Here is a 20,910-nt window from a genome sequence, read left to right on the forward strand (position 1 = left end):
CAGCACCGTGGCCGATCAGAGCGCGGGCTCCACTCTCGACCTCACCGCGCCCGTCCCCGACACGCTCAACACCGTCGCCATGACGGAGTGCCGGGACGGCGTGCACCGGATCAGGTTCCGGGCCGGCGACGAGATCCGTTCGCTGACCCTCGCCGAACTGGACCGCGGCGCGGCCCGGGTGGCCTGCCACCTGCACGCCGCCGGGGTGAAGGCCCGCGACCGGATCGGGATCATGTCCCGCAACCGGATCGAGTGGGTGCTGCTCGACCTGGCCGCGGTCAAGCTCGGCGCGGTGGTGGCCGGCCTTGAGCCCGGCCGCTACCGGCCCGAGCAGGTGATCGCCGACTTCGGTCTCACCCTGCTGTTCGCCGAGAACGGGCCGGAGGAGGGCGGCGTCCGGGACATCGCCACCGTGGCGGCCTGGGCCGAGGACGCCGGGGCCGACCCGGCGTCGCTGCCGGCCCGCCGGCCGTACGATCCGGCGGACGTCTTCGCGATCAAGCAGACCTCGGGCTCCACCGGCGTGCCCAAGGGCATCGAGGTGACGGTCGCCAGCGTCAACCGGTCGATCGCCGCCGTCCAGGAGATGTTCGATCACCGCGACGGCGACAACGTGCTGGTCTTCCTGCCGGTGCGCTTCCTCCAGCAGCGCTACTGGATCTACTCGGCGCTGGCCCACGGCCACGACCTGACCCTGGCCGACCGGGCCGACGTGATCGAGGTGGCGCAGGCCACCGGCCCGACCGTGATCATGGGCGTTCCGGGCTTCTACGAGCAGGTCAAGGCCCGGCTCGAGGCAGCCGGCGTGCCCGCCGACCCGGACGGCCGACGGGCCGCGGTGCAGGCCGCACTCGGCGGCCGCATACGCTACCTGTGGACCGGCTCGGCGCCGGCCGGCCGGGCCGTGCTGGACTTCTTCAACGACTGCGGCGTCCCGCTCTACGAGGGCTACGGCCTCAACGAGACCTGCATCGTGGCCAAGAACCACCCCGGCGCGTACCGGGTCGGCAGCGTCGGCAAGGTGCTGCCGCACAAGCGGATCCGCTTCGACCAGGACGGCATCCTGATCGTCGGCGGCCTCGACCCGGTGAACACCCGCTACACCTGGTGCGGGCCGGGCGTCAACGAGAAGACCTACCTGCCCACCGGCGAGGTCAAGACCTTCGACATCGGCCACGTCGACGAGGACGGCTTCCTCTACATCGACGGCCGGGTGGACGACATCGTCACCCTCAGCGGGGCGCTGAACATCCTCGTCCCGGCGGTCGAGGAACGGCTGCGCGAGCTGCCCGAGGTCCACGACTGCGCGGTCTTCGGCGACGGCAAGCCGTACCTGACCGCGGTGGTCTCGCCGGCCACCGCCGACACCGACCCGCAGGCGCTGGCCGCCGCGGTCGGCCGTCTGAACGACGAACTGCGCTACGAGCAGCGGATCTACGGCGTGGTGGTCGCGGGGGAGCGGTTCTCCGTCGACAACGGCCTGCTGAACGCGCAGTTCAAACTGGTACGCAAGGAGATCGGCCGGGTGTACGGCGACGATCTCGACCTGGTGTACCGGAAGCACACCGTGTACAACGACGGCACCGAGGACGGACTGCCCGTCCTGGTGACCGCCGCGGTCGGCCGACCGCGCACCGACAAGTCGGAGGAATGATGGGCTGGGAGAAGCTGGCGGACACGGTGCTGTCCAACGACCGGGTGACGCTGCGGCGGGTCCGGATCGGTGACGTCGAGGAGTTCTCGCGGATCGTCTACGAGCCCGAGACCTGGGAGTACTTCGTCACCCGGATCGCCACCCCGGAGGACCTCGACGGCTTCGTGGAGGCCGCGGTCAAGGACAGCCTGAACGGCACCCGGATCGTCTACGCCATCGTCGACAACGCCACCGGCCGGATCGTCGGCTCCAGCGCGTACGGCAACCTGGCCAAGGCGGACCGCCGGATCGAGATCGGCTGGTCCTGGGTCTGCTCGGCCGCCCGGCGCACCGGGATCAACCGGTCCGCCAAGCTCGCCCTGCTCGACCACGCCTTCGGCGAGCTCGAGTGCGAGCGCGTGGAGTTCAAGACGGACGTGCTGAACACCGGGGCCCGCCGCGGGCTGGCCGGGATCGGCGCGACCGAGGAGGGCGTGCTGCGCAGCTTCAACTACATGCCCGGCGGCCGGCGCCGCGACGTCGTCTACTACAGCATCCTTCGCGACGAGTGGCCCACCGTGCGCAGCGAGCGCTTCGGCGGCCTCACCCGGGGCTGACCCGGCTCCTGCCAGACATCTCACCGCAGTTCACCGAGGGGGACGAGCACACCGTGGACACCGAGGACTTCGTCTTCGAGGGCAACGGCCAGAAGCTGGCCGCGACCCGGACGGCTCCGGCCGACGGCTCGCGACCAGCCCTGCTGGCCCTGCACGGCCTCGGCGCGACGTCGAGCCGCCACCGGATCCGCTACCTGCTGGAAGACCTGGAACCGGCCGGCCTCGGCTGGCTCAGCTTCGACTTCTCCGGCAACGGGGACAGCACCGGACTGCTGCGTGAGTCCACCCTGCGCGGGCGGCTGGCGGAGACCCGGGCCGCCGCCGCCCACCTGGACCAGGACCGTGCGCCCGTGCTGATCGGCACCAGCATGGGCGCGCACCTGGCCGCCACCCTGACGCCGCAACTGCGTCCGCGCGCACTCGTGTTCTTCTGCCCCGCGGCCTACCCGGCGTCCGCCGCCGACTCGCCCTTCGACGGCAGCAGCCTCGCCCGGCCCGGCAACCACCCCGACTCGCCGGCCTACGCGGGCCTGGCCGAGTTCGACGGCGACCTGCTGATCATCGGCGCCGCCGAGGACCAGGTGGTCGCCCGGACCGTGGTCGAGGGCTACCTGGACAGCGCCGAGCGGGCCCGCTCGACCGAGGTCCTCTGGCTGGAGGGCTACGACCACTTCGTCCACCGCCGGCTGCCCGACGAGCCCGCCGACCGGGAGCGCGTGGTGCGGACGATCGCGCGCGTGCTGTCGGGCTCCCCCTCGATCCCGGCGCCCAGGCCGGCGACCGACCCGGCAACCGACCCGCAGAGGAGCTGACCACGATGGCGACCGAACCCAACTACCTGAAGCGGCGAGACCTGGACAGCCTTCGGGCGGTGGAGGCGGCGTTCACGTCCGGACCGCTCGCCGACGCACTGGAGAGCGCGCCCGACATCGAGCGCCGCACCGGTCTCACCCCCGAGGAGTTCGCCGCCGAGTACCGCGCCAAGGGCCGCCCGGTCGTCCTCGAGGGTTACGCCGCGAACTGGCCGTCGGTGCGCAACTGGACCTTCGACAACCTCGCCGAGCGCTGCGGTGACGTCCCCGTCGTGGTCGACAGCTACAGCAGTGCGGCGGCGAGGAAGGCCACCTTCGCCGAGTTCGTCACCATGCTCAAGGAGAGCGCCGGCACCGGCGCGGCCCCGATCTACCTCCAGGAGTGGTACTACAAGACCAGCACCCCGGAGCTGGCCGAGGACATGCCCGAACTGGACATCGCCCAGTACGACTTCCGGCGCAGCCTCTACGGCGACGCGGCCTCCACCAACCACCAGCTGTGGCTCGGTCAGCAGGGCGGCATCACCCGGCTGCACCAGGACTCGTACTCCGTCGACGTGCTGCACGCCCAGATCGTCGGCGAGAAGCTCTGGTACGTCATGGGCCCCGACGCCGAGCTGCTCCCCGGTCCGGACGGCGAACTCGACGTCCGGTCCCTGCTCGACTCGCCGGCCACCCGGCTCACCCGCTTCGTGCTCAAGCCGGGCGACGTGCTCTACCTGCCGGCCTGGTGGTTCCACCGGATCGTGCTGCTGAGCGACTCGATCGGGCTCGGCCGCAAGGCCCTGGACGAGGCCAACCTGCGCCTGCACGTCCGCCAGCGGATCGGCGAGCTGCTCGCCCTCGCCCTCAACCCCGAGGAGCTGAAGGTGACCCACTCGGAGCTGTTCGACGTGGTGATGGCACGCGGCCGGGCGCTGGCGCACCAGATGGACATCGACCTCTCCCGCCTGCGCCAGTAGGACCCGGGATCCCGAAATCCGAGTAGTCGAGTTCCGGAAAGGCGGTTCCCGTGACGGGACGACACGTACTGTTCGTCGGCGGGCCCGGGCACGAGGTGCCCAAGGCCCGTCGGCTGGGTCTGCGTTACTCGATGATCCAGATCCCCGAGCGGGACGACGCCGACCACCGGGCGGGCGCGGAGAACTATGCCGTGCTCGACTACCGGCAGTGGGAGGAGATCCTGCCGGTGGTCCGGGAGTGGCACGCCGCCGACCCCTTCGACGCGGTGCTGTCCTTCACCGAGTACGGCCTGGAGCCGGCCTCCCGCTGCGCGATCGAACTCGGCGTGGCCGGCGACAACCTTCAGGCGGTCCTGGCGACCCGGGACAAGACCCGCACCCGGGAACTGCTCGACCGCCACGGCCTCAGCCCGGTCCGCCACCGGGTGTGCACCGATCCGGCCGAGGCCGGCGCGTTCATGGCCGCCCTCGGCGGCGGACCGATCGTGCTCAAGCCCACCGCCGGCGGCCTCAGCGAGGGCGTGTACCTGGTCACCGAGGACAGTCAGGTCGCCGAGCGCTGGACCTGGACCACCCGCTGGACGGACGGGCCGGTCCTCGCCGAGGAGTACCTCGACGGGCCCGAGTACAGCGTCGAGTCCCTCTCCCGGGACGGCAAGCACGAGATCGTCATGGTGACCGAAAAGCTCACCACCGGCGCCCCCGGCTTCGTGGAGCTCGGCCACCAGCAGCCCGCCCGGCTCGCCCCGGACGTGCGCGAGGCGATCGACGCGCTGGTGCTGCGCTTCCTCGACCTGATCGGGCAGCGCACCGGCCCGGTCCACACCGAGCTGCGGGTGACCGCGGCGGGCCCCCGGCTGATCGAGGCGCAGACCCGGGCCGGCGGAGACCAGATCTGGGAGTTGACCGAACTGGTCACCGGCGTGGACGTGATCAGTGAGACCTTCGCCGGTCTGCTCGGCCTGCCCGCGCCCGCCCGCACCCCGCGCGCCCAGGGTGCCGCGATCCGCTTCCTCGCTTTCGAGCACACCACCGTCGGCGAGGTCCACGGGATCGAGGACGCCCGGCAGGCACCCGGCCTGGTCCGCCTGGTCTCCACCCTGACGCCCGGCCGGGTGCTCACCGACCTGGCCTCCTCGGACGCCCGGCAGGGCTACGTGATCTGCCGGGGCGAGTCCACCGCCGACGCGGTCGCCAAGGCCGAGGCCGCCCGCGACCTGGTCCGGGTCGAGCCCGCCGCGCAGCAGGCCGTATGAGCGAGCCGACCCCCGCCGACGCTGCCTCCGCGGCCCGCAGCAGCACCCGTTCCATCACGCTGCACTACTTCATGACCAACATGGGCCTGTTCGGCCTGCTCTCCACGCTCGCGGTGTCGCTGACGGCGGCCGGCTTCAGCGGCGGGCGGACCGGCTTCCTGATCCTGGTCTTCACCATCGCCAACAAGGTCTCCAAGGTGCCGCTGGCGCGTTGGCTGGACCGGATCTCGGCGGCCCTGTCGGTGCTGCTCGGCTGCCTCACCGCGGCGGTCGGCTTCACCGGACTGAAGATCGCCGACGGACTGCCCGCCACCGCCGCCACCCTCGCGCTGGCGGGCCTGGGCGTCTCGGTCAACGCCCTCGCCAGCAAGCAGCTGGCCGCCGAGGCCAGCGACCGCAGCGGGGACCGCGCCCGGCTGTTCTCGCTGGTCAACATCGCGGTCAACGTCGCCTCCGCACTGGCCGCCCCGGTGGCCCTGCTCTTCGTCCAGCGCCACCAGCACGGCCTGGTGCTCAGCGGAGTCTCGGCGGTCTACTGCCTGGCCGGCCTGACCACCTTCCTCAACTACCGCCGCCTGCGGATGGACAGCCGGGTCCGCGCCCCCGACTCCTCGCTGCGCGGCTACCTCGACATCCTCGCGCTGCCCGGCATGCGCTCGTTCATGCTGATCAACCTGCTCGGCTGGTGCTGCTACGGCCAGCTCTTCAACGCGCTGGCCCTGCACGTCTCCTCCGACACCAGGGCCACCGACCGCCTCGGCTGGCTGTACACGCTGAACGCGCTGCTCATCGTGGTCGCCCAACTCGGCGTCACCCGGCTGGCCGAGAAGCTCTCCAAGGGACGACAGACCGTCACCACGGTCGCCGCCTACAGCACCTTCGCGCTGGCCTTCACCACCGTCTACCTGATCCCCGGTTACCCCGGCGCGGTGGTCGGCGTGGTGCTGTTCACCATCGGCGAGATGATGTTCGTCCCCACCATGGACGTGCTGCTGCTCCGGCTGCTCGGCGACCGGAGCCGCGCCCTCGGCTACGGCGTCTTCTCGATCGGCAACGCCCTCGGCGAAGCCGTCGGAGCCGGCCTCGGTGTGGCGGTCTACCGTTGGCTCGGTGACGGCGGGCACGGCGCCGACTTCTGGCTGCTCGCCGCGGGGCTCGCCCTGGCCTCCGCGCTGCTCACCCAACGGCTGCGGGTGAGCAGCCCCGGCCTGCGCGCGCTCGCAGGCGACACGAAGCCCGCGGCGGCCGTCGACTGACGATCCGTCCGGGGCGGGCCGTCCGGGGCGGCCCGTCCGGGGTGAACGGCCGGCTGATGTTCCACCGGTTCCCGCCCCCCGCGGCACCGAACAGCTCCACAAGGCGAAGGACGCGAGATGCGAGTACTGGTGGTGGGCACCAACCGGATGTGCCACGACCGACTGCACGACCTGGGACACGAACTGGTCCTGCTGATGCCCCGTGACCGGGCCCGCCCCGAGGACGCCACCGGTGCCTACCGGCACACCGTCGTTCTCGACGCCGCCGACCCCGAGCTGTGGGTCGCCGTCGCCGAAGTACTGCACGTCGCGGCCCCGTTCGATGCCGTGGTCGCCTTCAACGAGCACACCTACCGGATCGTCAGGGCCGTCGCCGACCGGCTCGGCATCCCGACGGTGGTCGACGTCGAACTCTTCGACCGGGTCCTCGACAAGTCCCGCACCCGGGAGATCCTCGACCGGCACGGTGTCCCCGGCTGCCGTCACCGGCTCGCCCGCGACCACGAGTCGGTCCGCACCGCGGTCACCGCGGTCGGCTTTCCCTGCATCGTCAAGCCGGTGGACGGCGAGGCCAGCGCCGGCGTGGCCCGGATCGACACCGCCGACGACCTGGACGCCGCCCTGCAGCGCCTCGGCGGACAACTGGAGCGCGGTGTCATCGTCGAGGAGTTCCTGGTCGGCGAGGAGTTCAGCGTCGAGGCCGTCTCGACCGGCACTCGTCACCACATCCTCGCGATCACCAAGAAGTACAAGGACGCCCGGACCTTCGTCGAACGCGGCCACCTCGTCCCCGCCCCGCTCGCCCCGGCCGCCGAGGCCGCGATCACCGAGTACGTGCAGCGGGTGCTGGACGCCCTCGGCTTCCACGACTGTCCCTCGCACACCGAGCTCGTGCTCACCGCCGACGGCCCGCGGGTCATCGAGACCCACAACAGGATCGGCGGTGACTCGATCATGGACCTGGTCGAGCTCGCCACCGGCGTCGACGTGCACGAGCTGGTGGCCCGTCAGGCAATCGGCGAGGACGTGTCCCCGCTGTTGGCCGCCGCCGGCACCGAAGCGCGCGCGGCCGCCGTCTGGTTCGCCGACCCGTCCGGACCCCCGAGCAACACCCTCACCGAGATCCAGGGCGTGGAGGAGGTCCGCCGCCTGCCGCACGTCCACCGGGTCGACCTGCTCAAGCGACCCGGCAGCCCGCAGACCACCGTCCGGCAGAGTTCCGACCGCTCGGCCGCCGTCCTGACCGTCGGCGCCACCGCGGCCGAGGCCCTGCGACACGCCCAGGACGCGGTCGCCGCCCTCCGCTTCCGCTACACGTGGACGCCCGAGGCGAACGACTGACCCTCCGTACGCCGGGGGCCGGGGCCGGACCGGAACCGGGCGGTCATGGCCGGCCCCGAGGGCGACGCGTTCCGCGTCATGCGCACCCTGGCGGCGCGGAGCGGGGCCGCCGCACGTTCGGCCCGCACCCTGGGCGCGGGCCGAACGGCGTCGGACGGTCCTACGGGGCCGGGGCGTACCCCGCCGGCCGGGTGGTGAACGTCCCCCGGCCCTGGGTGCGGCCGCGGAGGCGGGTCGCGTAGCCGAAGAGCTCGACCAGCGGGACGGTCGCCGAGACCACGGCCGTACCGGAGCGGGTCGTGGAGTCGGTGACCCGGCCGCGGCGGGCCGCGAGGTCGCCGAGGACGGAGCCGACCGACTCGCCGGGCACGGTGACCGTCACCTCGGCCACCGGTTCCAGGAGGGCCATGACACTCGCGCGGAGCGCCTCGCGCAGGGCGAAGCGGCCCGCCGTGCGGAACGCCATCTCCGAGGAGTCCTTCGGATGGGTGGCGCCGTCCGTGAGGGTGACGCGGACGCCCGTGACCGGGTGGCCGCCGAGGGGGCCGTCCAGGAGGGCGTCCCGGCAGCCCGCCTCGACCGCGCGGACGTACTCCTGGGGGACACGGCCGCCCGTGACGGTGGAGCGGAACGCGAACTCCTCGTCCGCGTCGGACCCCAGCGCTTCGACGTCGATGACGACGTGGGCGAACTGGCCCGCGCCGCCGTCCTGTTTGACGTGGCGGTACAGCAGGCCGGTGACGCCCTTCGTCACCGTCTCCCGGTAGGCGACCTGCGGACGGCCGACGGTCACCTCCAGACCCCGGTCGCGCCGCAGCTTCTCCACCGCGACCTCCAGGTGGAGTTCGCCGAGGCCGGACAGGACCGTCTGGCCCGTCTCGGGGTCGGACCGCACGACCAGCGACGGGTCCTCCTCCGTCAGCCGGGCGAGGGCCGTCGCGAGGCGGCCCGTGTCCGTGCCGCGGCGGGCCTCGACGGCGACCGAGACCACCGGTGCGGCGGTCGAGGGCGGTTCGAGGACGAGCGGCGCCTCCGGGGCGCACAGGGTCGCGCCGGCGCGGGCGGTCTTCGGCCCGACGACGGCGACGATGTCACCGGCGCGGGCCGAGTCGAGCTCCGTCGCCCGGTCGGCCTGGACCCGCAGGATGCGGGCGATCCGCTCGGTGCGGCCCGCGGTCGTGTCCAGCACGGTGTCCCCCTTCCCGATCGTGCCCGCGTAGACGCGGAGGTAGGTCATGCGGCCGGTGGCGGTCGCACTCACCTTGAACGCGAGCGCGGTGAACGGAGCCTCCGGGTCCGCCGGCACCTCGCCGCGCACGGGAGGCATGTCCGACGGCGCCGGGAGGTACGCGACGACGGCGTCGAGCAGCGGTTCGACGCCCCGGTTGCGGTACGCCGAGCCGCACAGGACGACCACGGCCTCGCCGGAGAGGGTGAGGTCCCGGAGCGCGCCCGTGAGCGTCTCCTCGGTGAGCGTGCCGCGCTCGCAGAACTCCTCCAGGGCGCCCGGATGCAGCTCCGCGACCGTCTCCTCGAGGCGTCGCCTGCGGTGGCGGGCCTCGTCCCCGAGGTCGTCCGGGACCGGCTCGTCCGTGTACGAGTCGGCGCCGTCGGCCCACACGTACGCCCGCGTCCGGACCAGGTCCACGACGCCGGTGAAGCCGTCCTCGCGTCCGATGGGGAGCTGGACGGGGAGCGGAACCGTGCCGAGGCGCGTCCTGATCGACTCGACGGCGGCGTCGAACTCGGCGCCCGCCCGGTCCAGCTTGTTGACGAACGCGAGGCGCGGTACGCCGTGCCGGTCGGCCTGCCGCCACACCGTCTCGCTCTGCGGCTCGACGCCCGCCACGGCGTCGAAGACGGCGACGGCGCCGTCGAGGACGCGCAGCGAGCGCTCGACCTCGTCGGAGAAGTCGACGTGGCCGGGCGTGTCGATCAGGTTGATCCGGTGGCCCGCCCAGTCGCAGCTGACGGCCGCCGCGAAGATCGTGATGCCCCGGTCCCGCTCCTGCGGGTCGAAGTCGGTGACGGTCGTGCCGTCGTGGACCTCGCCGCGCTTGTGGGTGGCGCCGGTGAGGTACAGGACGCGTTCGGTGACGGTGGTCTTGCCGGCGTCGACGTGGGCGAGGATGCCGAGGTTGCGGATGCCGGAAGTGGTGGTACGCACGGTGTCGTGCCTTTCGCTGCTGCGTGGAGTACGGGGCAGCGCGATTCCCGGACGTCCCTCAGGAAGAGCGGTACGTCACGGGTCGGCGATGGCGGGCGCGCAGCCGCCACCGGCCGGCACGAGAGGCGAGGATCACGTCGAAGCGGCGGGCACGGGGAACGGACGGGCGGCAACGCACGGTCGGCTCCCCTCGGTCGATGTGACGGCACGGCCCACCGGTCGGTGCGCCGTGCCGCGAGTGTAGGGAGCGCCGCCGCGCGGGCGACACCGAATTTACGCCGCCGGCTGGAGGAGGTCCCAGCGGTTGCCGTAGAGGTCCTCGAAGACGGCGACGGAGCCGTACGGCTCGTGGCGCGGTTCCTCCAGGAACTTCACACCGGCGGCCGTCATCCGGGCGTGGTCGCCGGCGAAGTCCTCGGTGTGGAGGAAGAAGCCGACACGGCCGCCCGTCTGGTTGCCGACCGAGGCGGACTCGGCGTCGTTCTTGGCACGGGCCAGGAGCAGGCCCGCGTTGCCGAGGCCGCCGACGCCGGCCGCACCGGGCGGCCGGACGACGACCCAGCGGCTTCCGTCGCCCCGGTCGGTGTCCTCGACCAGGTCGAAGCCGAGGGCGTCGGTGTAGAAGGCGAGGGCCTCGTCGTAGTCGCGGACGACGAGGGTCACAAGTGCGATGGACGGCATTACCCCAACGTAATACGCGGAACCGGTGGGAACTATCCGAGTCGACCCGCGTCGCGGCCGGCCGGACCCTCGGCGTATCGAGGGTCGGATGGAGGGTCGGGGGAGGGGCGCGGGAGAGGGTCCGGAGGTCTTGCGGGGGCGGGCCGGGCGCTGCCGCAGCCGGGCGCGCGGTGCGACAATGCCCCGCATGGACGCACAGGGGTTCGACCGGCTCGTGGCCCGCGCGCGGGCCCTCGCCGAGCCCGGCGGTCGTCGTGTCCTCGGCCTGGCCGGTGCGCCCGGTGCCGGGAAGTCCACGCTCGCCGGACGGCTCGTCGCGCGTCTCGACGGGCTCGCGGTGCTCGTCCCGATGGACGGCTTCCACCTGGCGCAGGCCGAGCTGGCACGCCTCGGCAGGGCGGGCAGGAAGGGCGCGCCGGACACCTTCGACGCCGCCGGGTACACCGCGCTCCTCGCCCGCCTCCGGCCGCCCGTGCCCGGCACCACCGTCTACGCCCCGGCCTTCGACCGCGCCCTGGAGGAGCCGGTCGCCGGGTCGATCGCGGTGCCGCCCGACGTGCCGCTGGTGATCACCGAGGGCAACTACCTCCTGCACGACGAAGGGCCCTGGGCCGCCGTCCTGCCCCTTCTCGACGAGGCCTGGTACCTCGACCTGGACGCCCGCCGCCGAGTCCCCCGGCTGATCGAGCGCCATGTCCGCTTCGGCAAGGACCGGGACCGCGCCGAGCGCTGGGTCCACGACTCCGACGAGGCCAACGCCCGCCTGGTGGCCCGCGGCCGGGACCGCGCCCACCTCGTCGTGACCATGAGCTAGGGGGTGCTTCCCGCGTGCTCCGTCGCCGCGACGGCCAGGGCCCGGATCAGGGGGTGCGGGCGGGTGCCGTCGCCGGCGAGCTCGGGCTGGAAGAGGGTGGCGAGGAAGAAGGGGTGCGAGGGGAGTTCCGCGACGCGGACGCGGCCCTCCTCGTCGGCGCCCGTGAACCGCAGGCCGTGGGCGCGGAGGGTGTCGAGGTGACGGCTGTCGGGGCCGTAGCCGCAGTGATAGCGCTCGGTGGTGCGCTCCGCGCCGAGGGCCCGCTCGGCGAGCGAGCCCGGGGTGACGCGTACCGGACCCTCGTGGCCGACCAGGGAGCAGGAGAGCGGGGCGATGAGGAGGTCGCCGGGGTCCGCCGCCGGGTCGTTCTCGGCGTGCGCGGCGCGCTCCAGGCCGCAGACGTTCCGGGCGTACTCCAGGAGGGCGTGCTGGAAGCCGCCGCAGGTGCCGAGGAAGGGGACGCGGTCCTCGCGGGCGGTACGGATCGCGGCGAGCGCCCCCGCCTCGCTGGCGTACGGGCTTCCCGGCAGCACCCACACCGCGTCGAAGCCCTTCACCGCGCCCGGGGCCTCCGCGTCCCCGGTCGGGATCCAGTAGGCGTCGAGGGCGAGGCCGTCGCGCTCGGCGAGGGCGTCGAGGAGGACGGGGATCCGGACGTGCGACCTGAAGTGCGGGGAACGGTCGCCGACCAGGGCGATCCGGGGGGTGTGGGACGCGGGGAGCGGGGGGTTCGTGGTCATGCGCTCATGCTGGGCGGCGCCCGGGGTTCACGTCCAACGATGATTCCTGCACCGGGCATCACGAATGCTTATGCCCGGCTGGATAGGCTGGCCGCATGACGAACGATCAGGACTGGGAGCGCCGCGTCGCCGCGCTCTGGGAGCGGCTCGACGACCACGAACCCGCCGCGTTCCGGGCCCGGGTCGCCGAGCTCGCCGCCGAGCGGCCCGAGGACGACGCGGCCGCGCTCTTCGAGCAGGGCGCGGCCCACGACTCCACCGGTCTGCCCGAGGAGGCGGTCGTGCTCTACCGGCGCGCGCTCGACCGCGGTCTCACCGGGCTGCGCCGCCGCCGGGCCGTCATCCAGCTCGCCAGCAGCCTGCGCAACCTCGGCCGGCCCGACCGCAGCGTCGAACTGCTCACCGCCGAGCGGGCGATCCCCGCCGGCCGGCTCGACGCCGACGAGGCCGCCCTCGCCGGAGCCGTCGACGCGTTCCTCGCGCTCGCCCTCGCCGACACCGGCCGTGACCGCGAGGCCGCCTCCCTCGCCCTCGGCGCCCTCGCCCCGCTGCTGCCCCGCTACAACCGCTCCCTCGCCCACTACGCCCGCGCCCTGCTCACCGCCCCCGACGGGTCCTGAGCCGCGCCCCCCATGGACCCGCACCTGCTCCGCACGTACGTCGCCGTCGCACGGCTCGCCTCCTTCTCCGACGCGGCGCGCGAACTCGGCTACACCCAGTCCGCCGTCTCCCAGCACGTCGCCGCCCTGGAGGCCGACCTCGGACTGCCGCTGCTCACCCGGCGGCCCGTCGCGCCCACCCCGGCGGGCGAGCGGCTCCTCGAACACGCCGGGGCGCTGCTGCTCCGCCTCGACGCGGCCCGCGCCGACCTCGACCGGTTCGCGGCCGCGCCCCGCGCGACCCTGACCGTCGCCGCGTCCCCGCTCGCCCTGCACCCCCGTACCCTCGCCGCGCTCCCCGCCACCGGCGTCACCCTGCGCGCACTGCCCCGCGACCGGGTGCCCGCCGCCGTCGCCACCGGCGAGGCCGACGCCGGGCTCGTCGACGGGATCGCCGCACCCAGCGACCCCCTGCGGCTGCCCGACATCGCGCCGCTCGCCGCGACGGGCGTCGCCGAGGAACCGCTCGCGGTCGTCCTGCCCGCGACCCATCCGCTCGCCGGACGCGCCGGGGTCCGCCTCGACGACCTCGTGGACGCCCGGTGGCTCGACGCCCCCGCCGCCGGAGTCCCCCTCGGCGAGCTGCGGGCCGTCCACGGCGGCCCCGCGGGCCGGGGCTTCCGCACCGCCCTGCGCTACGAGGGCACCGACACCCGCACCCTCGCCGCGCTGGCCGCCGCCGGCCACGGCCTCGCGCTGCTGCCCCTCCCCGTGGCCGGCGGGGTCCCCGGCGCCGCGGCCGTCCCGCTCGTCGCACCCCGGCTCGTGCACCGCACCGAACTCCTGCTCGCGGCCGGCACCCGGCGCGAAGCGGCCGGACCCGTGGCCGAGTTCAGCCGACGGCTCAGGAGCTGACACCCGCACTCGCTACCCTGTGCGCAACGGCGACGGAAGGCGGGCGGGCGTGGGGTGGCTGCGACGAGGACCCAGGCGGGACGGCGACGACGCACCGAGGGACCCCGGGTTCGCGTACTTCTCCCAGCGCGAGGCCGCGGTCTTCCGGGGCCGGGTCCGTGAGACCTTCGCCGAGCTCGGCCTGGAGGTCACGGTCTACGCCGACCACGTCGTCGACGACAAGGGTCGGCGGTTCGGTCTTGGAAACCTCGCCGCCGTCTGCCACCAGGACCGCCGCGGCCCGCGCGTCTGGCCCGGCATGATCCACCGGCACATCGGCCTCGTCGTCCGCGCCATGGACGGCCCGTCCGCCCTCGACACCCTGCCGCCCGAGCAGATCCGCGCCCAGCTCTACCCCCGGGTCGTCAGCGGCGACGGCATCGACGCCGGAGCCTTCGGCTACGCCAGGACCGTCGCCCCCGGGCTCTACGAGATCCTCGCCCTCGACCTCCCGGAGAGCGTCATGATGCTCACCGACGAGGCGCTCGAACGGCTCGGCGACCACGCCCAGCTCCGCGACCGGGCCCTGCGGAACCTGCGCGGGCTTCCCGTCGAGGAGCACGAGACCGTCCGCGACGCCGACGGCATGTGCTTCGAGATCATTCTCGGCGACTCCTTCTACACCGCGAGCCGCGTCCTCGACCTCGACGGCGTCGTCCGGCGCGTCACCGGCCTGCCGCTCGGCGAGCACGGCGCCCTCGTCGCCCTGCCGTTCCGGCACCAGCTCGCCTTCCACCCCATCCGGGACACCTCGATCATCCCGGCCCTCGGCGCGATGGCCTCCTTCGCCGCCGCCGGGTACGAGGACGTGCCCGGCGCCATCAGCCCGTACGTCTTCTGGTGGCGCGACGGCACGCTCACCCAGCTCAGCGAGCACGACGCGGAGGAGGGCGACCTGCGGATCGTCGTCGGCGACGACTTCCACGAACTCCTGGAGCGGCTCATCGCCCAGGGCCCGGACCGCCGCTGATCCGGTCGCGGCCCGTGCCGGTGCCCGGCAGGATGCTGTACGACGCATCGGACGAGGACGCCGAGGAGAAGCCCCATGCCGAGCAGCCACGCCCCCGACGAGGTCGTGCCCTTCACCGCGGACGACTACCGGGCGCGGATGGCCCGAGCCGCCGAGTCCGCCGCCGACGCCGGGCTCGCCGGGGTGCTCGTCGCCCCGGGCCCCGACCTGGTCTACCTGACCGGCTACCAGCCCACCGCCGTCACCGAGCGGCTCACCGTCCTCGTCCTCTCCGCCGGACAGGACCCGGTCCTCGTCGTCCCCACCCTGGAGGCGCCCGACGCGGAGCGGGCCACCGGGGCCGCCGCGCTCACCCTGCGCGACTGGACCGACGGCAAGGACCCCTACGCCGTCACCGCCCCGCTCCTCGACGCCGACGGCCGCTTCGGCGTCAGCGACAACGCCTGGGCCATGCACCTCCTCGGACTCCAGCGGGCCCTGCCCGGCACCACGTACGTCTCCCTCACCGAGGCGCTGCCGATGCTCCGCGGCGTCAAGGACGCGCACGAGCTGGCCCGGATCGCCGCCGCGGGGGCCGCCGCAGACCAGGCGTACGGCGAGATCCTGGGGGTCCGCTTCGCCGGCCGCCGGGAGACCGAGGTCGCCGCCGACCTCGCCCGGCTGCTCATGGAGTTCGGGCACTCGCAGGTCGACTTCACCGTCGTCGGCTCCGGGCCCAACGGCGCCAACCCGCACCACGAGGCCGGCGACCGGGTCATCGAGCGCGGCGACATGGTCGTCCTGGACTTCGGCGGCCTCAAGCACGGCTACGGCTCCGACACCACCCGTACGGTCCACGTCGGCGAACCCACCGACGAGGAGCGGCGCGTCCACGACCTCGTACGCGAGGCCCAGCAGGCCGGCTTCGAGGCCGTCCGCCCCGGCGTCGCCTGCCAGGACGTCGACCGCGCCGCCCGCAAGGTCATCACGGACGCCGGCTACGGCGAGTACTTCATCCACCGCACCGGCCACGGCATCGGCGTCACCACCCACGAACCCCCGTACATGATCGAGGGCGAGGAACTCCCCATCGTCCCCGGCATGTGCTTCTCCATCGAACCCGGCGTCTACCTCCCGGGCCGCTTCGGCGTCCGCATCGAGGACATCGTCACGGCCACGGACGACGGCGCCGGCCGCCGCTTCAACAACACCCCGCACGAGATGGCGATCGTCGAGTAGCCCCGGGGGCGCCCTGCCGGTCGGGCCGGGCCCGGTCGCCCCCTGACGGCCCGGTCAGCCGTCCGTGAGGACGATCGCGGACTCGCCGGGCAGGCGCAGCAGACCGTCCGCGCCCGGCGCGTCGATCGGATCCCAGGAGGCGAGGACCCGGTCGCGGCCGTTGGTGCCGAGCGGGATGGCGGCGGGCTCCTTGCCGAGGTTGACCGCCACCCGCAGGTCGCCGCGGCGGAACACCAGCCAGCGGGCCTCCTCGTCGAAGGCGACCTTGACGCCCGCCAGGTCGGGATCGGTGAGGTCCGGGTGGGTGCGGCGCAGCGCGATCAGTTCGCGGTGCCAGGCGAGGAGCCGCCGGTGGGGGTCGCGTTCGCGTTCGGCGCGGTCCAGCACGGAGCGGTCGCGGGTGGCGGCCTCCTGGGGATCCGGTACGTCGTTCTCGGCCCAGCCGTGCGCCGCGAACTCCCTCCGCCTGCCGCGCCGTACGGCCTCGGCGAGCTCCGGGTCGGTGTGGTCGGTGAAGTACTGCCAGGGCGTCGTCGCCCCCCACTCCTCGCCCATGAACAGCATCGGCACGGACGGCCCGGTGAGGACCAGGGTCGCCGCGCAGGCCAGCAGGCCGGGGGAGAGGGACGCCGAAAGGCGGTCGCCCAGGGCCCGGTTGCCGATCTGGTCGTGGGTCTGGGAGTAGCCGAGGAAGCGGTGGGCGGGAGTGCGCTCGCGGTCCACCGGCCGGCCGTGGCGGCGGCCCCGGAACGAGGAGTAGGTGCCGTCGTGGAAGAAGACATGGGTGAGCGTCTTCGCGAGCGCCGCCATCGGGGCCCGCGCGAAGTCGCCGTAGTAGCCCTGGGACTCACCGGTCAGCGCGGTGTGCAGCGCATGGTGGAAGTCGTCGTTCCACTGGGCGTGGACGCCGAGACCGCCGAGCGTGCGCGGCGTCGTCATCCGCGGGTCCGCGAGGTCGGACTCGGCGATCAGGAAGTGCTGGCGGCCCTGCTCCTTCGCCAACTCGTCGACGGCGGAAGACAGTTCCTCCAGGAACGTGAGGGCGCTCGTGTCGGCGAGCGCGTGCACGGCGTCCAGCCGCAACCCGTCGATCCGGTAGTCCCGCAGCCAGGCGAGCGCGCTGCCCAGGAAGTACGCGCGGACCTCGTCCGAACCCGGCGCGTCGAGGTTCACGGCCGCGCCCCACGGCGTGTGGTGGGTCTCCGTGAAGTACGGCCCGAAGGAAGGCAGATGGTTCCCCGAGGGGCCCAGGTGGTTGTGGACCACGTCGAGCACCACGCCCATGCCGAGCCCGTGCGCCGTGTCGACGAACCGCTTCAGCGCCCCGGGACCGCCGTACGGCTCGTGCACGGCCCACGGCGCCACCCCGTCGTACCCCCAGCCCCGCACCCCGGGGAACGGGCACAGCGGCATCAGCTCCACATGGGTGACGCCGAGGCCCGCGAGCTCCCCGAGGCGCGCGGCCGCCGCGTCCAGGGTCCCCTCCGGGGTGAAGGTGCCGACGTGCAGCTCGTACAGGACGGAGCCGCGCAGCCTGAGGCGGGGCGACTCGTGGCGCCAGGTGTACGCGGAGTGGTCGACGACCGCGCTCAGGCCGTCCGGTCCGTCGGGGAGCCGGCGCGAGCGCGGGTCGGGCAGCACGGGCCGGTGGTCGAGGGCGAAGCCGTACCGGTCGCCGTCCTCGGCGGGGACGGTACCGGTCCACCAGCCGTCCCGCCCGGTGTCCCTCTCCAACGGGTGGTCGGTGCCGTTCAACGCCAGCACCACCCGGTCACGGGCGCTCGGCGCCCACACCTCGAAGAGCACGGGAATCCCCTCGTCGACGGACCAGCCACTCACCGCATGACTACCGCGTCCATCCTGGCAGTCAGGACCCCGACGCGCCCGGCACGTCCCACACGTAGTTGATCGCGCGCTCGAACGTGACATAACCCGTCCGGGCGAACGCCGCCGCCATCGGCACGTTCCCCAGGTCCGTCGCGGCCCGGACGCGGGGGACGCCCTCGGCGGCCAGGACCCGGGTGCCCTCCGCCAGGATGTCGTCGACGTGGCCGTGGCCCCGGTGGGCGGGCAGCACGCCGATGTACGCGATCGTGTGGTGGTAGTTGTTGCGCGCCGGGACGACGAAGCCGACGGGCTCGCCGCCCCCCGGCAGCCGGGCCACCCGCCACCACGCGCGCGGCGAGGAGTAGTGCGCGAACTCCTCGTCGTAGTGCAGCTCCGCCGCCTCCCGCGGCGACATGCCGGACGCCAGGTCGGCCTTCCCGTGCGCGTCGAGCGTGCCCTCCATCACCGGCGTCATCAGGGACACCAGGTCCTCGCGGTCCCGCACCGGACGGAACTCCAGGCGCCCCGACGGCTCCGGTACGGGGGTGCCCGGCAGCCACTCCAGCCGCAGCCGCTCGACCAGGGGGCGGGCCCCGGTGCTCTCCAGGACCCCGAAGACCGACTCCAGGACGGAGCGGGTCTCCGGCACGTCCCGCCAGTCCGCCGGCATGTACCGCGAGAACTCGGGGGGACGCGTGCCGGCCGGGATCACGACGGCCGCGGCGGTCTCCAGGAGCCGCAGGCCCACCTCGGCGCGCTCCTGCGGCGACAGCCCGGGGTCGAGGTCGAGGAAGTCGAGCGCCTGCGGTGCGGAACCGGCCGTGCCGGTCCACCAGGAGAGCCGGCCGAGCAGCCGGTCGCCGTCGAGCGCGACCCACATCCACTCCGGCAGGCGGCGGCCGGTGGCGAGGTCGTCGGCGAGCTCGTGGTCGAGCGAGTAGGCGAGGCGGAGGAACAGGTCGAGTTCCCCGGGCCCGGCGAGCGGACGTATCACGAGGTCGCGCCCGGACGGAGCGGCGGACGGAGAAGAAGTGGAAGGCGTGGTCACGTCGGGTGTTCCCCCTGGGAATCCGTGGTCTGGAGACAGCGGACCGTAGCAGTGGCCCCGGGCCGGCCGGTACGGGATTCCCGGGCCGGGGGCCCTTCTGGACACTGCGGGCCCGGCGGACGGACAATCACGTGTGTGACCACCCCTTTCGAGCTTCCGGCGAACTCCCCTCGGCTGACCGACGCCGAGCGGGACCGCGCGCTGGTGCTGCTCCGCGAGGGAGCCGCGCAGGGCCGCATCTCGCACGACACCTTCGTCTTCCGGATGGAGCGCGCGCTCCAGGCCCGCCGTCCGGACGAGCTCCACCTGCTCACCGCCGACCTGCGGACCGAGGGCACCTGGACGCGGCGGGTGGTGGGCGCGGTCGAGCGGATGTCCGCCTTCACGGCCCGGCTGGGCCGTGCCTGGCACGCGGAGCGGCTGCCCAAACTGCTGATGCCCCGCCCGGGTCCGCACCCGCTGCGGATCGGCCGAGACCCGGTCAACGGGCTGCGGCTCAGCCACGAGACCGCCTCCCGGCTGCACGCCGAACTCTCCCTCCAGGGCGGGATGTGGGTGCTGCGGGACCTCGGCTCCACGAACGGCACCACGGTCAACGGCCGCCGGGTCACCGGCGCCGTCGTCGTCCGCCCGGGCGACGTGGTCGGCTTCGGTCAGATGAGCTTCCGCCTGTCCCACGACTGAGCCGGCCCGTCCGACCCGCCACCTGCTTCACCCGTTCGGCGGTATGCGGTGGGCGGCCGGCCCCCTTCGGTGGTGGGCTGGGGGGACGCGCGCCATGTTCTCCGGCCGCGGCACCCACCGCCGATCGACAGGGGGCGCGATGAGCGACGAGCCGAACCGGGGCATGGGGAAGGACCTGCCGGACCGGACGGGGGACCCGCGCGCGGGGGCGTCCGACGACCCCTGGACCCGGATCCCGTCCATGGCCCAGGCGGCACCCTCGGCCGTGAGCCCGGACGCGCCGCGCGCCGCCACGCGGGCCGGCGCCCCGCTCCGCACCCCCGTGCCGGGCCGCGTGCGGACCGCGGTCGACCCGGCGGCCGCCGGGCCCGCGGGCCCGACCGGGCGGACCGTCGCGCCGAGCCCCCTCGACCCGGGTGCCTCGCGCGACCCGCACGCGATCCACCGGACCCTGCGCGAGGAGTTCCCGCTCACCTACGACCCGCTGCTGCGGGCCTGGGTCCTCAGCCGCTACGCGGACGTCGCCGCGGCCCTCACCGACAGCCGCTTCACGCACGGTCACCGGCCCGGCGACCCGCCCTGCGACGAGGCCCACGTCGACATCGGCGTCGCCGCGCTGAGCGCCGTCGCGGAACGCACCGCGTACGTCCTCGCCCGCCGGATCGCCGAACGTCAACAGGCCGACCTGGTCGCCGACTTCTGTCACTGGCTGCCCGCCGGGACCGTCGCCGCCGCCGTCGGCGTGCCGTACCGCGACATGATGCGGCTGGTGCGCGGTCGGGCGGCCGGGGCGCTCGCGGGGGAGTGCGGCGGGCAGATCGCCGTAAGGGAGAAGGCGCTCGCGTCCTTCCTCGCCAACGTCCTCACCGACCCCGACCGGGTCGCCGCACTCCGCGACGCCCCCGCCGGGCTCGTGGCCCGCGCCTGGACCGAGTCGCTGCGCCGCGATCCACCGGTGCAGATCGCCATGCGCCGCACCCGCACCGAGGTCGTGGTCAGCGGCGGCACCGTCCCGGCGGGCGCGTCCGTGGCCCTGCTCATCGGCTCGGCGGGCCGGGACCCCGAGCGGTTCCGCGATCCCGACCGCTTCGACCCGTTCCGGGACGACGCCGACCAGCTCACCTACGGGAGCGGGCGCTGCCCGGCCGTCCTGCTCGCCGGCCTGGAAGCCGAGTTCGCGGTGCGCGCCCTGTTCGCGGCCATGCCCCGGCTCCGCCTCGCCGACGGCTTCCGTCCCGTCTCCACCGGCCTCATCACCCGGTCCCCGCGCAGTCTGATCGTCCGTCCGGGCGGCTGAGCCGGGTCCCGGGCGGGGGACGGGCGTCCTCCGA

19 protein-coding genes are annotated in these 20,910 nt (G+C 73.9%); 14 read left to right on the forward strand and 5 right to left on the reverse strand.

Annotated elements, in window-relative coordinates; translation table 11 throughout:
- Nucleotides 1-7 precede the first annotated feature (7 nt).
- The 7 genes from AC067A_RS33840 (at nucleotide 8) to AC067A_RS33870 (ending at nucleotide 7,877) form a co-directional block, all read left to right on the forward strand.
- Nucleotides 8-1,654, forward strand: a complete 1,647-nt coding sequence (locus AC067A_RS33840) for an AMP-binding protein (RefSeq protein WP_479246963.1) — start codon at nucleotides 8-10, stop codon at nucleotides 1,652-1,654.
- Nucleotides 1,654-2,250: a GNAT family N-acetyltransferase gene (locus AC067A_RS33845; RefSeq protein WP_479246965.1), complete on the forward strand. Its 597-nt coding sequence runs from the start codon at nucleotides 1,654-1,656 to the stop codon at nucleotides 2,248-2,250. Before AC067A_RS33840 ends, AC067A_RS33845 begins: the two co-directional genes overlap by 1 nt.
- A 53-nt stretch (nucleotides 2,251-2,303) precedes the next feature.
- Nucleotides 2,304-3,062 (forward strand): alpha/beta hydrolase, encoded by a 759-nt coding sequence (locus AC067A_RS33850; RefSeq protein WP_479246966.1) that lies wholly within the window; start codon nucleotides 2,304-2,306, stop codon nucleotides 3,060-3,062.
- Between the two features lie 5 nt (nucleotides 3,063-3,067).
- The gene (locus AC067A_RS33855) at nucleotides 3,068-4,024 is read left to right on the forward strand and encodes a cupin-like domain-containing protein (protein WP_479246967.1); all 957 of its coding nucleotides are present in this window, start codon (nucleotides 3,068-3,070) and stop codon (nucleotides 4,022-4,024) included.
- Between the two features lie 50 nt (nucleotides 4,025-4,074).
- Nucleotides 4,075-5,280: an ATP-grasp domain-containing protein gene (locus AC067A_RS33860; protein WP_479246968.1), complete on the forward strand. Its 1,206-nt coding sequence runs from the start codon at nucleotides 4,075-4,077 to the stop codon at nucleotides 5,278-5,280.
- A complete protein-coding gene (locus AC067A_RS33865; protein WP_479246970.1) occupies nucleotides 5,277-6,536 on the forward strand; it encodes an MFS transporter in 1,260 nt (419 codons plus the stop codon). Before AC067A_RS33860 ends, AC067A_RS33865 begins: the two co-directional genes overlap by 4 nt.
- A gap of 117 nt (nucleotides 6,537-6,653) precedes the next feature.
- Nucleotides 6,654-7,877 carry an ATP-grasp domain-containing protein gene (locus AC067A_RS33870; protein ID WP_479246972.1) on the forward strand — a complete coding sequence of 408 codons (1,224 nt, stop codon included), beginning with the start codon at nucleotides 6,654-6,656 and terminating at the stop codon, nucleotides 7,875-7,877.
- A gap of 160 nt (nucleotides 7,878-8,037) precedes the next feature.
- Here the strand turns inward: AC067A_RS33870 and fusA are convergent, their stop codons facing one another.
- Nucleotides 8,038-10,044, reverse strand: a complete 2,007-nt coding sequence (gene fusA, locus AC067A_RS33875) for an elongation factor G (protein WP_479246974.1) — start codon at nucleotides 10,042-10,044, stop codon at nucleotides 8,038-8,040.
- Between the two features lie 273 nt (nucleotides 10,045-10,317).
- The gene (locus AC067A_RS33880; RefSeq protein WP_479246976.1) at nucleotides 10,318-10,725 is read right to left on the reverse strand and encodes a VOC family protein; all 408 of its coding nucleotides are present in this window, start codon (nucleotides 10,723-10,725) and stop codon (nucleotides 10,318-10,320) included.
- A 178-nt stretch (nucleotides 10,726-10,903) separates the two neighbouring features.
- Between AC067A_RS33880 and AC067A_RS33885 the strand changes: the two genes are divergently transcribed.
- On the forward strand, nucleotides 10,904-11,539 hold the full coding sequence (locus AC067A_RS33885) for a nucleoside/nucleotide kinase family protein (RefSeq protein ID WP_479246977.1): 636 nt from the start codon (nucleotides 10,904-10,906) through the stop codon (nucleotides 11,537-11,539).
- On the opposite strand, the gene AC067A_RS33890 is transcribed toward AC067A_RS33885, so the two are convergent.
- On the reverse strand, nucleotides 11,536-12,279 hold the full coding sequence (locus AC067A_RS33890; protein ID WP_479246978.1) for a CTP synthase C-terminal region-related (seleno)protein: 744 nt from the start codon (nucleotides 12,277-12,279) through the stop codon (nucleotides 11,536-11,538). The two genes, AC067A_RS33885 and AC067A_RS33890, sit on opposite strands and share 4 nt — an antisense overlap.
- A 95-nt stretch (nucleotides 12,280-12,374) precedes the next feature.
- Between AC067A_RS33890 and AC067A_RS33895 the strand changes: the two genes are divergently transcribed.
- The 4 genes from AC067A_RS33895 to AC067A_RS33910 all read left to right on the forward strand — a co-directional run bounded on the left by AC067A_RS33895 (nucleotide 12,375) and on the right by AC067A_RS33910 (nucleotide 16,020).
- On the forward strand, nucleotides 12,375-12,899 hold the full coding sequence (locus tag AC067A_RS33895) for a tetratricopeptide repeat protein (protein WP_479246980.1): 525 nt from the start codon (nucleotides 12,375-12,377) through the stop codon (nucleotides 12,897-12,899).
- A 12-nt stretch (nucleotides 12,900-12,911) separates the two neighbouring features.
- Nucleotides 12,912-13,793, forward strand: a complete 882-nt coding sequence (locus tag AC067A_RS33900) for a LysR family transcriptional regulator (protein ID WP_479246981.1) — start codon at nucleotides 12,912-12,914, stop codon at nucleotides 13,791-13,793.
- Nucleotides 13,794-13,842: 49 nt separating this feature from the next.
- Nucleotides 13,843-14,802, forward strand: a complete 960-nt coding sequence (locus AC067A_RS33905; RefSeq protein WP_479246983.1) for a DUF1444 domain-containing protein — start codon at nucleotides 13,843-13,845, stop codon at nucleotides 14,800-14,802.
- A gap of 75 nt (nucleotides 14,803-14,877) precedes the next feature.
- Nucleotides 14,878-16,020, forward strand: a complete 1,143-nt coding sequence (locus AC067A_RS33910) for an aminopeptidase P family protein (RefSeq protein ID WP_479246985.1) — start codon at nucleotides 14,878-14,880, stop codon at nucleotides 16,018-16,020.
- Nucleotides 16,021-16,074: 54 nt separating this feature from the next.
- Here AC067A_RS33910 and treZ read toward each other — a convergent pair whose 3' ends face one another.
- A complete protein-coding gene (gene treZ / locus AC067A_RS33915; RefSeq protein WP_479247030.1) occupies nucleotides 16,075-17,826 on the reverse strand; it encodes a malto-oligosyltrehalose trehalohydrolase in 1,752 nt (583 codons plus the stop codon).
- 61 nt (nucleotides 17,827-17,887) lie between these two features.
- Complete coding sequence (locus tag AC067A_RS33920; protein WP_479246987.1) at nucleotides 17,888-18,895, reverse strand: GNAT family N-acetyltransferase; 1,008 nt, start codon at nucleotides 18,893-18,895, stop codon at nucleotides 17,888-17,890.
- A 135-nt stretch (nucleotides 18,896-19,030) separates the two neighbouring features.
- On the opposite strand from AC067A_RS33920, the gene AC067A_RS33925 reads away from it, so the two are divergent.
- Together AC067A_RS33925 and AC067A_RS33930 are read left to right on the forward strand one after the other, a co-directional pair.
- Nucleotides 19,031-19,579, forward strand: a complete 549-nt coding sequence (locus AC067A_RS33925; RefSeq protein ID WP_479246988.1) for an FHA domain-containing protein — start codon at nucleotides 19,031-19,033, stop codon at nucleotides 19,577-19,579.
- A gap of 139 nt (nucleotides 19,580-19,718) precedes the next feature.
- The gene (locus tag AC067A_RS33930; RefSeq protein WP_479246989.1) at nucleotides 19,719-20,876 is read left to right on the forward strand and encodes a cytochrome P450; all 1,158 of its coding nucleotides are present in this window, start codon (nucleotides 19,719-19,721) and stop codon (nucleotides 20,874-20,876) included.
- Nucleotides 20,877-20,910: the final 34 nt, after the last annotated feature.

The organism is Streptomyces sp. NPDC043176 (assembly GCF_056436715.1).